Source organism: Nesterenkonia sp. K-15-9-6, assembly GCF_052656005.1.
The window spans coordinates 195962-208415 of record NZ_JBQYEY010000004.1; the positions used below are offsets into that span (position 1 = coordinate 195962).

Consider the following 12454-nt stretch of genomic DNA (forward strand, 5'->3'; position numbering starts at 1 on the left):
AAGGAATGAGCATCTATGAGACGACCCATCCTCAGCAGGAGGCAGCTCCTCGGCGGCGCGCTCGCCGGCGCAGGAGCTGCCGCGCTGGCCGGATGCGCGCCCAACGTCGGGCCCGCTGACCGGACCACCCTGCAGTTCTGGCATCTGCTCAGCGGCGGCGACGGCATCACCATGGCCGAGCTGCTGGACGGCATCAATGACTCCCAGGACGACTTCTTCGTCCGCCCCACCGTGCTGGCCTGGGGCACCCCGTACTACACGAAGCTGGCCATGGCCGGCGCGGGCGGCCGGGCCCCGGAGGTCGCCATCATGCACTCCACGCGGGTGCCCGGCTATGTGCCGGGCGGCCTCCTGGACCCGTGGGACGAGGGACAGCTCGCCGAGCTCGGCGTCGACGAGTCCACCTTCACGGGCCCCATGTGGGAGAACAGCCTCGTGGGCGGCGAGCTCTACAGCGTGCCGCTCGATGCCCATCCGTTCCTGATGATGTTCAACCGCGACATCTGCCAGGAGGCAGGCGTCCTCGAAGGCGACGGACGCCTGAGCGTCCCGCAGTCCCCGGACGAGTTCATCTCCCTGTGTGAGGAGATCGGAGGAGTGACCGGCGGCAACGCGCTGTCCTACGGATTCCTGGGTGACGCTCCGCAGATCTGGCGACTCTTCTACACCTTCTACGCCCAGCACGGGGTCACCATGGAGTTCCCCGACGGAGGCGAAGCCGTCATCGACGATGACGCCTTCCTCAGCTCCCTGGAGTACATGAGCCGTTTGGTCGACGGGGCCATCGCCTCCAGCCGCGGCAACTACGACTCCGCCGTCGCGGAGTTCTCCTCCGGCAGCACCGGGCTGTTCTTCAGCGGCGTCTGGGAGCTGCCCACGATGCAGAACGCCGGCATCCCGGTGGACATGGACATGATTCCGCCGATCTTCGGCGAGCCCATCACCTACGCGGACTCGCATTCCTTCGTGCTGCCGCACCAGCTCAGCCCGGACCCTCAGGCTCGCGAGCATACCTACGAGTTCGTCGCCCAGCTGCTCAAAGACTCCGTGAACTGGGCGACCGCCGGCCATATCGCCGCCTATCTGCCCGTGGTGGACAGCCCGGAGTATCAGGAGCTGCTGCCGCAGGCCAACTACGCGGACGCCGCCGACCACATCGTCTACGACCCCACCGCCTGGTTCACCGGATCCGGGTCGAACTTCGTCAACGAGCTGGGGCAGATGTTCCAGCGCGCGATGACCGCCGGAGACGGCTTCGAGGACGCCCTGGACCAGTTCCGTTCCTACGTGAACTCGATCCTGTCCAATCCCAACCCCGTGGACCCGGAGGGGGCTGAGCAGGTATGAGCGACATCCGAATGACCACCACCGAGAAGACCGACCGCCTCGACGAGAAGGCACCGCCCGGCACCGGCATCGCCCAGGTCGGCGAACGGGCCGCACGCCGGAAGGAGCGCCTGGTGGCCTGGGCCTTTCTGGCCCCCTTCATGATCGCGTTCCTGATGTTCGTCGTCTGGCCGATGCTCCACGGCGCCTGGCTGAGCTTCACCGACCAGTCGCTGGCCGGTTCGGGCGGGAACTTCGTGGGCCTGGACAACTACGCCGAGGCCTTCGCCGACTCCACGATGTGGGGCGCGATCCGCAACACCGTGTGGTTCACGATCATCTCCACTGTGCCCCTGGTGCTTTTCGCGATGGTCATGGCCCTGCTGGTCAACACCGGCCTGCCGGGGCAGTGGCTGTGGCGACTCTCCTTCTTCATGCCGTTCCTGCTGGCCTCCACCGTGATCTCACAGATCTGGGCGTGGATCTTCAACCCGGAGATCGGCGCGGCCAACGCGGTGCTCTCCGCCGTCGGACTGGAGCCGCTGGCCTGGCTGCAGACCCCGCACCTGGACCTGATCTCCATCACCATCGCCACCGTGTGGTGGACGGTCGGCTTCAACTTCCTGCTCTACCTGGCCGCACTGCAGAACATCCCGGAGAGCCAGTACGAGGCCGCGGCGGTGGACGGCGCCGGCCGCTGGCGCCAGCTGTGGTCGATCACGATTCCGCAGCTGCTGCCCGTGACCGGGGTGATCTTCATCCTGCAGATCCTGGCCTCGCTGAAGCTCTTCGACCAGGCCTACCAGATGCTCGGCGGGATCTCCTCGGACACCTCGCGGCCCATCGTGCAGTACATCTTCGAGGCCGGCTTCGTCGGCTACCGCTTCGGCTATGCCGCGTCCATCTCGTACGTGTTCTTCGCCCTGATCGTCGTGGTCGGCGTGATCCAGATGGGCATCCTCAACCGCAGGAAGGGGCAGCGATGACCACCACGGCAGCACTCCCGCAGATCGGGAGCGTCAAGCGCAGCTACAAGCCGGGGGAGGGGCCCTTCACACCGGCCCGCATCCTGGCCTTCATCGCCCTGACCGTGATGGCTCTGGTCTGGCTCCTGCCCTTCGTGTGGGCCGTGGCCACCTCGTTGAAGACCGAGACCGACGCCGCCTCCGGTCGGCTGACGCTCATCGGCTCGGAGGGCATCTCCTTCGCGGCCTTCGACACGGTCCTCTCCGAGGGCAACGTCTACATCTGGGCGTGGAACAGCTTCTGGACCTCGGCGGTGATCACCTTCCTCACCGTGGCGATCTCCGCGCTGGCCGCCTACGCGTTCTCCCGGATGCAGTTCCGCGGCCGGGCCACCGTGTTCTTCGCCGTCATCGCGTCGATCATCGTGCCGCCGCAGGTGCTGATCATCCCGCTGTACTACCAGATGTTGGCGTTCAACATGGTCGACACCTACTGGGGTCTGATCCTGCCGCAGGTGGTCATGGCGCCGATCGTGTTCATCCTGAAGAAGTTCTTCGACGCAGTGCCCATCGAGCTGGAGGACGCCGCCCGGGTGGACGGCGCCGGACGGCTGCGGGTCTTCTGGTCGGTGGTGCTGCCGCTGTCCAAGCCGATCCTCGGAGCGGTGTCGATCTTCGTCTTCATCCAAGCGTGGAACAACTTCCTGTGGCCGTTCATCATCATCAACGACACGCTGCTGATGACGCTGCCGGTCGGACTGCAGACCGTGATCAGCGCCTACGGCGTCGCCTATGCCCAGGTGATGGCCCAGGCCGTGCTGGCCGCGCTGCCGCTGATCGTGGTGTTCCTCTTCTTCCAGCGCCAGATCGTCCAGGGTGTGGCCACCACCGGCTTCGGCGGGAAGTGACCTCCCCACCCCGGCGGCGCCGTCGTACGGCGGTGCCGCCGGGGCGCCCAGCTCTCTCCAGACATCCCCTCACCCTTTAAGAACAGGAGACTCATGTCCAAGGCCCATCTGACCGTCGACCGCGCCTTCACCGTCGCGGATGTCCCCCACCGGCTCTTCGGATCCTTTGTGGAGCACATGGGTCGGTGCGTGTACACCGGCATCTACGAACCCGGCCACCCGCAGGCCGACCAGCGCGGCTTCCGCCAGGACGTCATGGCCCTGGTCAAGGAGCTGGGCCCCACCGTGGTCCGCTACCCCGGCGGGAACTTCGTCTCCGGCTACCTGTGGGAGGACGGCGTCGGCCCGGTGGAGGATCGACCGGTGCGCATCGACGGCGCCTGGCACACCATCGAGACCAACGCCTTCGGCCTGCACGAGTTCGTCGACTGGGCCCGGGAGGCCGGTGTCGAGGTCATGGAGGCGGTCAACCTCGGCACCCGCGGGGTGGAGGAGGCCCGCGCCCTGGTGGAGTACGCCAACCACCCCGGCGGCACCTACTGGTCGGACCTGCGCCGGAAGAACGGCGCGGCCACCGGCACCACGCAGGACCCCTTCGACATCAAGCTGTGGTGCCTGGGCAACGAGCTCGACGGTCCGTGGCAGATCGGCCACAAGACGGCCGACGAGTACGGCCGGCTGGCCCAGGAGACCGCCAAGGCCATGAAGCTGGTGGATCCCACGCTGGAGCTGGTCGCCGTCGGCTCCTCGAACCGGGGGATGCCCACCTTCGGGTCCTGGGAGCACACGGTGCTCTCCCACGCCTACGAGGAGGTCGACTACATCTCCATGCACGCCTACTACCAGGAGCACGACGGCGACGCCGCGTCCTTCCTGGCCGAGGCCGTGGACATGGACGCCTTCATCGACGGCGTGGTCTCCACCATCGACGCCGTCAAGGCCGCCGGCAAGCACAGCAAGCAGGTCGACATCTCCTTCGACGAGTGGAACGTCTGGTACCAGCGGGGCCTGGACACCGAGGACCAGCCGCACAACGTAGCGAAGGACTGGCAGCAGCACCCGCGGCTGATCGAGGACTCCTACAACGTCACCGACGCCGTGGTGGTCGGCACCCTGATGCACTCGCTGCTGCGCCACGGTGACCGGGTGCGCATCGCCAACCAGGCGCAGCTGGTCAACGTGATCGCCCCGATCCTGGCCGAGCAGGACGGCCCGGCCTGGCGGCAGTCGATCTTCTGGCCCTTCGCCCGGATCGCCGCGATGGCTCGTGGACAGATCCTGCGCCTGGCGGTGGACGCCGACCAGGTCTCCACGGCGAGGTTCGGTGACGTCGACGTCGTCGACGCCGCCGCCACCTGGGACGAGACCACCGGCAAGCTCTCGCTGTTCGTGGCCAACCGCTCGCTGGAGGAGACCAACGACCTCACGCTGGACCTGCACGGGCTGGATGCCACGGCGGTGGTCTCAGCCGAGGTGCTGAGCATCCCGGAGGGCCGTGACCGCAAGGCCGCCAATGTGCTGAACGACCAGAACGCCGTCGGGCTGACCCCCCTGCGTGAGGTGGGACTGGAGGACGGCGCGCTGCGGGCGACGCTGCCGCCGCTGTCCTGGGCGGTGGTGCAGCTGGACGTCGCCACCGCCTGAGGGAGCGGGCGACGACGGGCCGCGTGTGAGCTTCGGCTGACACGCGGCCCGTCCGCGCGTCGGGTCAGGTGGCGCCCAGCGGCGGGGCCCATACTGGACACGGAGTCCTGCGAGCGAGGGCCGATCGGGCCCCGCCGCGTTCTGCCGAGCCGTCCGCCGTCCCTGCGAGGAGCCTTCGAGATGTCCCAGTCAGCCCCCGGCCGCCGCCGTCGTGTCGTCCCGGTCCTGGCCGTGGGTGTGGCGCTGGCGCTGACCGGGTGCGCTGACGACGTCGCCGTCCGGGACTCCGGCGGCGGGGGAGGGGCCATCGGGGACCCGGGTGGTGCCCAGCAGCTGAGCGCGCCGGAGCCCGAGGGCAGTCAGCTCTCCCATGAGGAGATGCGGGAGGCGCTCGAGAGCGAGTTCACCGGGGCGAGCATCACGGACACCGATGACGTGTTGCCGGGTCTGCGTGACCTGGAGACGGAGCTGCAGCGGCTCCGGGTGAACCCTCAGGAGTGCAAGCAGTATGTGGTGGAGTCTGCCAGCCCGCTGCCCGACGGTGCGCTGATGGCCCATGCGATCCAGCAGGACGACGGCGAGTCAGGCGACTCCGACGGCGACTCCGACGGTGACTCTGACGGCGACACGGACGGCGACTCTGACAGCGACGGGGCAGACGGCGCGCGGGAGGCCACCGTGTACTCCTTCACGGACTGGCGCTCTGCCGACGCCTACCTGGCGGGCGAGGAGGACGGCCTGCAGCTGTGCGAGTCCTACACCGTCACCCGTGACGTCGGCGGCGACGAGTCCCCCTCCACGGAGGTGGCGCTGGAGCTCCTCTCGGTGGGCACCGCCGCAGACGCCGGGTTGGGACTGACCCAGGAGATGACGGTCGGAGACGAGAGCACCCACCTGGTCGCAGTCGCGCTGCGCCAGGGTTCGCAGATCGTCCTCGTGGCCGAAGCCCCGAATGAGGAACCGGAGGACGACGACGTCGAGGATCTGGTGGAAGACCTTCAGGAGCAGGCGGCCGCGGTGCTCTCGGAGCTGACCGGCGACGACCTGTCGCTGGAGGAGGATGAGGAGGACACCGACGGCGACGACGAGGGCGACGGCGACGACGGCGAGGGTGGGGAGGACTCCGACGGCGAGGACTCGGATGAGGGTGCCGACGCCGATGCTGACGAGGACTCCGCTGACTAGGACTCCTGACGGTCAGGACTGACGGTGGGCCCTAGTAGACTTCCCTCTCGGCAGCAGTCCCGACGATCTGGAATTGAGTTCACCGTGCCCCTGAGACTGTCGAATCTGTTCCTCCGCACTCTGCGTGACAACCCCGCGGACGCCGAGGTGGCCAGCCACCGGCTGCTGGTGCGCGCCGGCTACATCCGCCGTGCCGCGCCCGGGGTCTACTCGTGGCTGCCGCTGGGGATCATGGTGCTGCGCAAGCTGGAGGCCATCGTCCGGGAGGAGATGGACCGGATCGGGGCCCAGGAGATCCACCTGCCCGCACTGCTGCCCAAGGAGCCCTATGAGGCCACCGGTCGCTGGGAGGACTACGGGGACAACATCTTTCGGCTGCAGGACCGCAAGGACGCGGACTACCTGCTGGCCCCCACCCATGAGGAGATCTTCACCCTGCTGGTGAAGGACCTCTACACCTCCTACAAGGACCTGCCGGTCTCGCTGTACCAGATCCAGACCAAGTACCGGGATGAGGCCCGCCCTCGGGCCGGGCTGCTGCGCGGCCGCGAGTTCATCATGAAGGACTCCTACTCCTTCTGCCTCGAGGAGGAGGACCAGCGAGCGGCCTATGACGCGCACCGGGCCGCCTACCTGCGGATCTTCGAGCGCCTGGGGCTGGACGTGGTCCCGGTGGACGCCGTCTCCGGGGCCATGGGCGGCTCCGCCAGCGAGGAGTTCCTCTTCCCCTGTGAGATCGGCGAAGACACCTTCGTGGAGTCCGACGGCGGCTACCGCGCCAACGTGGAGGCCGTCACCACGGTGCCCCCGCAGGAGATCTCCGTCGACGGCCTGCCCCCGGCCGAGGTGCACCACACGCCGGGCACCGACACGATCGAGACGCTGGTGGCTGCGGCGAACGCCGACCACCCGCGCCCCGACCGGCCGTGGACGGCGGCGGACACGCTGAAGAACGTGGTCATCGCCGTCGTCATGCCCGACGGGGAGAGGCGCGTGGCGGTGATCGCCGTGCCCGGTGACCGCGATGTGGACCTCAAGCGCGTGGAGGCCACCGTCGGCGAGCATCTCGGTGCGGCCGGTGAGGTCACCGTGGAAGCGGCCACGGCGGAGGACCTGGAGGCCCACCCCCTGCTGGTCCGCGGGTACATCGGGCCCGGCCTGGAGCTGGAGAAGCAGGTGCTCGGCGAGGAGGCCGCCAGCGGCATCCCGTACCTGGTGGACCCGCGCGTGGTGCCGGGCACCAGATGGATCACCGGAGCGAACCACCGGGACCAGCACGTCTTCGGTCTCGTCGCCGGGCGGGACTTCACCTGGGACGGCGTCATCGAGTCTGTGGTGGTCCAGGAGGGTGACCCCGCTCCGGACGGTTCCGGGCCGCTGCGCACCCGCCGCGGCATCGAGCTGGGGCACATCTTCCACCTGGGGAAGCGCTACGCCGAGGCTCTGGGGCTGCAGGTCTTGGACGTCAACGGCAAGCTCTCCACGGTCACCATGGGCTCCTACGGCTTCGGCGTCACCCGTGTGCTGGCCGCGATCGCCGAGGCCAACAACGACGAGCGGGGCCTGGTGTGGCCCGGCTCCGTGGCTCCGGCCGACGTTCATGTGGTGGCCACCGGCAAGGATCCGGCCATCGCTGAGGCCGCCGAGACCCTGGTGGCCTCGCTGGAGGCCCAGGGCGTGTCCGTGATGTTCGACGACCGACCCAAGGTCTCGCCGGGTGTGAAGTTCTCCGACGCCGAGCTGGTCGGTGTGCCCACCATCGTGGTGGTCGGCCGCGGCCTGGCCGAGGGGATGATCGAGCTGAAGGACCGCCGCTCCGGACAGGCCGAGCAGGTGCCGGTCGACGACGCCGTCACGGCCGTCGTCGAGCGTGTCTCCTCGATGCGCTGACGGCCGGCGCACGTGGAGGTCGTTCTCGGTTCATTCGCCGAGATCTCGCCGCTGACGATCCTGCTGCTGGTGGTGGTGGGCTTCGCCGCCGGGTGGGTGGACGCCGTCGTCGGCGGCGGTGGGCTGCTGCAGCTGCCCGTGCTGCTCACGGTGCCGGGCATCACCCCGGTGCAGGCGCTGGCCACCAACAAGCTGGGGTCGATCTTCGGCACCACCACCTCGGCGATCACTTACATCCGCTGCGTGAAACCCAGCCTGACCACGGCCGGGCCGACGGCGCTCGCGGCCCTGTGCGCGAGCTTCGGCGGGGCGATGGTGGCCGCGTGGCTTCCGGAGGCGGTGATCCTGCCGCTGATCGTGCTGGCGCTGTTGGCCGTGGGCATCTTCACGGCGGCCAAGCCGAACGTGGGCCAGCTGGAGAAGCTGCGCCATGTGGGGCTCGGGCACGTCTCCCGGGCGGTGCTGATCGGCCTGCTGGTGGGCTTCTATGACGGTGTGCTGGGCCCGGGGACGGGCACGTTCCTGATCATCGGGTTGGTCACCGTGCTCGGGTACAGCTTCCTCAACGCCTCGGCGCACGCCAAGATCGTCAACGCGGCCACGAACCTCGGCGCGCTGCTGTACTTCGGACCCGCCGGCCACGCGCTGATCGCGATCGGACTGCTGCTGGGCGTGGCGAACATGCTCGGCGGATACACCGGCGCGCGGATGGCGATCGCCAAGGGGTCGCGGTTCGTGCGTGTGGTGTTCCTGATCGTGGTCTTCGCGCTGGTAGCGAACCTGAGCTGGGACCTCATCGTCACCTGGTTCGGCTGAGGCGCCCCGGCCCCACGGCGGTCCCGTCTCGCCCCCACAAGATGTCGTATCCCCTCGAATCTTCGCGGGGCATCTGAATCTTGTCGGGGAAGTTCGTGTCGGTCGGCCGGTCCTCCGTGTCCCGATGGTCCTGCGCTCCATCCTCCGTCCCGGTCTGCGTCCACCACAGGACGGCAGGCCGTCCCGATGTTCTCCACAGATGCCGGTCGGGGATCGCGCGGAGGGTTCCCCGTCCCGGAGAGTCATGGCATGGACATCATGACGACGACCCCTGCGGATCCGATGCGGCTCATCCGTTCACGACTCCATGTGGACGGAAGCCATACGACGAGCTCCCTGAGCCAGGCTGTCCGTCGAGGCGAGATGCTGCGGCTGCGGCGGAGCGTGTACGTCCCCGCATCTCAGTGGTTCCAGGCGTACCCCTGGGATCGTCACCTGATGGCCGCCGCGGCCCATGCGCTCTGGCGCCCCGACAGCGTGTTCTGCCGAGAGACCGCATTGGCGCTGCACGGCCTCCCACTGCTCCGCACTCCCCGGGTCGTCCACGTCCGGACGGCGCGACGGCAGCAAGTGGGGCGGCGAAGCCCCGCGCCGCTGACCGGTGCCGCGTCGGACGCCGTCGTCCGCCAGATGCTGTCGCGGGAACGCGGTCCCGAGGGGCGGCGGCTCACGGCCCATGATCTGAACGGCGTCAGTACACGACGCGTCTTGACCCCAGAACCGTCCCTGGATGTCGAGGTGCTCGGTGGCCCTCCAGGGCTCGGCCAGGTGCTCCGCGTGGAGCTGCTGGAGGCCGCAGTGATGGACACGCTTCCGCGACTCAGGTTCGATGAGGCCGTCGTCGTGCTCGATGCGCTCCGAGCTGGCCGCCATCGACGTCTCACCGAGCTCTCCCAGGACAGTCTCGGACAGTGGGAGCATCTCCCCACGTCACGGATGGCCACGCAGCGGTGGACCCTTGCGTGGGAGGTGTCTGATCCGGCGGCGGAGTCACCGGGGGAGTCGCTGTCCCGTGCACGAATGGTCGAGGCAGGCCTGCTCCTGCCGGAGTTGCAGAAGGTGTTCGACCTGCCGGACGGCAGCCGCGCGCGCGTCGACTTCTGGTGGCCCGAGCTCGGACTCGTGGGCGAGTTCGACGGGAAGATGAAGTACACCAGGGCGAGGGAGCTCAGCGGCGTCGATGTGGCGCAGGCGGTGTTCGAGGAGAAGGTGCGGGAGGACCAACTGCGGGCACTCGGCCTGGGAGTGGTCCGCTGGTGCTGGCCGGAGGCGTCCCATCCGACATCGCTCGGAAGGTTGCTGCGGGAGGTCGGAGTACCAGAAGGCTGAGACTCTCTGATGTCTGTCTGCCCCCACCTGATGGGAACGCCCCTGTCATCTAGCAGAGGCGGAGGAATCATGGAGGGGCGAGATCATGCCCCTGGCGCAGCCGGGGGAGCGTGGCAGAAGGCGCCGTCCTGGGCCGATACAATCGAGGCGCACCAGCACCCGATGTCGGAGGTAGACACCATGGCCGCCCCTCGCCGACCCCGTGAGGGGGAGAAGGCCCGCGACCCCCGCGCCGCGGAGCTGCTCCCCGTGATCGAGCCGATCGTCGCTGCGCAGGGCCTGCTCCTGGAGGAAGTGGAGCTGGTCGACGGGGCCATCGCCACGGTACGGGTGGTCGTCGACTACGCCACCGGGACCGAGCAGGTCGACCTGGACTCCGTGGCCGCCGTCTCCGAGGCGATCTCCGCGGCGCTGGACGAGGCGGAGGCGCTGGAGGACCTCACCTCCTACGAGCTGGAGGTCTCCACGCCCGGGGCTACCCGTCCGCTGACCGAGCCGCGGCATTTCGCCCGCAACATCGGCCGGCTGCTGGAGCTGGAGCGGGAGGGACAGCCGGACATGCTGGCCCGTCTTCAGGAGGTCACCGACGACGGCGTGGTGGTCGCCGAGCAGCGGCCGGCGCCGAAGAAGGGGATGCCGGTGAAGTACAGCGAGCCGGTGGAGCTTCCCTTCGATGCCATCAGCCGCGCCCGGGTGCAGGTAGAGTTTTCCCACACGGAGTGACCATACCGAGCGATGAGCCGACCGAACCCCCGGTCGGATGACCAGCGACGGAGCACAGAACGATCGGACCGGGCCAGAGATGTCCGGGCGAACTGGAGGAACAAGTGGATATCGATATGAGCGCCCTGCGCATGCTCGTCAAAGAGCGTGACATTCCCCTCGAGAAGCTGATACCGGCCATCGAGCAGGCACTCGTGCTGGCATACCACAAGTCTCCGGGCGCCCTGAAGCACGCCCGGGCCGAGATCGATCAGTCCACCGGTCATGTGACCGTCTGGGCCAAGGAGTTCGACGAGGACGGCACTGTCCTGGGCGAGTTCGACGACACCCCCAAGAACTTCGGCCGCATCGCCGCCTCCACAGCCCGCCAGGTCATCATGCAGCGCATCCGGGACGCCGAGGACGATCAGGTCCTCGGCGAGTTCAAGGGCCGCGAGGGCGAGCTGATCTCCGGCATCGTCCAGCAGGGGCGGAACCCCCATATGGTGCAGGTGGACCTGGGCTCGGTCGAGGCGGTGCTGCCCCCGCAGGAGCACGTGCCCGGCGAGGTCTACTCGCACGGTTCGCGTCTTCGTGCCTTCGTGGTCGACGTCCACCGGGGGCTCAAAGGGCCCTCGATCACGCTGTCCCGCTCGCACCCGGGCCTGGTGAAGAAGCTCTTCGAGCATGAGGTGCCGGAGATCGCCGACGGCACAGTGGAGATCACGGCGATCGCTCGGGAAGCCGGCCACCGCACCAAGATCGCAGTGCGCAGCACGCAGCCCGGCATCAACGCCAAGGGCGCCTGCATCGGGTCGATGGGCTCGCGGGTCCGGGCGGTGACCACGGAGCTCAACGAGGAGAAGATCGACATCATCGATCACAGCGACGACCCGGCGGAGTTCATCGCCCACGCGCTGTCGCCGTCGAAGGTCACTTCCGTGACGATCCTGGACGAGAACGCCCGCTCCGCCCGCGTGATCGTCCCGGACTCTCAGCTGTCGCTGGCCATCGGCAAGGAGGGGCAGAACGCCCGCCTGGCCGCGAAGCTGACCGGCTGGCGGATCGACATCGCCTCCGACGCCGCCCCCAACACGCCGGCGGCCCCTGCTGCGCCGGACGCCCCCTGACCCATCACGACTGAGGAGTCGCCGCGTCCCCTGACCCACCGGTGGACCGCCGCCATGACGGTGACCGGCGCCGCCCGTGGGGGACGTGTCGCAGGATGATTCTCCAGTGACCACCTTGAGGGGGTAGACTGTCATGGTCCCTGTCCGCACCTGCGTCGGCTGTCGCCGACGGGTTGAGCAGGGAGACGTCGTGAGACTCGCGCTGGCGCCCGAGGCCGCGGAGCCCGATGTCGACCGGTCGCCCGGTCGGCGCCGTGAGGCTTCACAGCCTGGACGCGTGGTGGTCGACGCCGCAGGTCGGATGCCCGGCCGCGGGGCGTGGATCCATCCGGAGCAGGAATGCTTCGACACAGCAGTGCGGCGGAAGGCCTTCTCGAGGGCGTTCCGCCGACCTGTCAGCGTCGAGTCCCTCAGCTTCGACGACGTCGAGGCCGCCGCGCGGTCGAGACGCCGAAGCTGACGATGTCCCAGCACACACCAGATGAAAGCGGGTTGGAAAGAGATGGACACCCGATGAGCACCGACGGATGAGTGCCCAGTGAAGACATCCCTGAGTGAC

Annotated in this window: 11 protein-coding genes; all 11 read left to right on the top strand. The window is 68.5% G+C overall.

What is annotated here, in order from left to right; all coding sequences use genetic code 11:
- Positions 1–15: 15 nt before the first annotated feature.
- The 11 genes from SD455_RS04290 (at position 16) to SD455_RS04340 (ending at position 12355) form a co-directional block, all read left to right on the top strand.
- Positions 16–1347 carry an extracellular solute-binding protein gene (locus SD455_RS04290; RefSeq protein ID WP_311023702.1) on the top strand — a complete coding sequence of 444 codons (1332 nt, stop codon included), beginning with the start codon at positions 16–18 and terminating at the stop codon, positions 1345–1347.
- Positions 1344–2312 (top strand): carbohydrate ABC transporter permease, encoded by a 969-nt coding sequence (locus SD455_RS04295; RefSeq protein ID WP_237090036.1) that lies wholly within the window; start codon positions 1344–1346, stop codon positions 2310–2312. Before SD455_RS04290 ends, SD455_RS04295 begins: the two co-directional genes overlap by 4 nt.
- A complete protein-coding gene (locus tag SD455_RS04300) occupies positions 2309–3199 on the top strand; it encodes a carbohydrate ABC transporter permease (RefSeq protein WP_070160079.1) in 891 nt (296 codons plus the stop codon). The genes SD455_RS04295 and SD455_RS04300 overlap by 4 nt, the downstream gene beginning before the upstream one ends.
- A 93-nt stretch (positions 3200–3292) precedes the next feature.
- Positions 3293–4843 carry an arabinosylfuranosidase ArfA gene (gene arfA / locus SD455_RS04305; protein ID WP_311023704.1) on the top strand — a complete coding sequence of 517 codons (1551 nt, stop codon included), beginning with the start codon at positions 3293–3295 and terminating at the stop codon, positions 4841–4843.
- 180 nt (positions 4844–5023) lie between these two features.
- Positions 5024–6028, top strand: a complete 1005-nt coding sequence (locus tag SD455_RS04310; protein WP_445507342.1) for a hypothetical protein — start codon at positions 5024–5026, stop codon at positions 6026–6028.
- Positions 6029–6112: 84 nt separating this feature from the next.
- Complete coding sequence (locus SD455_RS04315; protein ID WP_445507343.1) at positions 6113–7918, top strand: proline--tRNA ligase; 1806 nt, start codon at positions 6113–6115, stop codon at positions 7916–7918.
- A 12-nt stretch (positions 7919–7930) separates the two neighbouring features.
- Positions 7931–8734 carry a TSUP family transporter gene (locus SD455_RS04320; RefSeq protein ID WP_445507344.1) on the top strand — a complete coding sequence of 268 codons (804 nt, stop codon included), beginning with the start codon at positions 7931–7933 and terminating at the stop codon, positions 8732–8734.
- A gap of 258 nt (positions 8735–8992) precedes the next feature.
- Positions 8993–10063, top strand: coding sequence for a hypothetical protein (locus SD455_RS04325; RefSeq protein ID WP_445507345.1), 1071 nt, complete (start codon positions 8993–8995; stop codon positions 10061–10063).
- A gap of 180 nt (positions 10064–10243) precedes the next feature.
- Entirely contained in the window at positions 10244–10786 is a 543-nt protein-coding gene (gene rimP, locus SD455_RS04330; protein WP_445507346.1) for a ribosome maturation factor RimP, read from the top strand.
- 104 nt (positions 10787–10890) lie between these two features.
- Positions 10891–11895 carry a transcription termination factor NusA gene (gene nusA, locus SD455_RS04335; protein WP_070160088.1) on the top strand — a complete coding sequence of 335 codons (1005 nt, stop codon included), beginning with the start codon at positions 10891–10893 and terminating at the stop codon, positions 11893–11895.
- Positions 11896–12085: 190 nt separating this feature from the next.
- Positions 12086–12355: a YlxR family protein gene (locus SD455_RS04340; protein WP_237090035.1), complete on the top strand. Its 270-nt coding sequence runs from the start codon at positions 12086–12088 to the stop codon at positions 12353–12355.
- Positions 12356–12454: the final 99 nt, after the last annotated feature.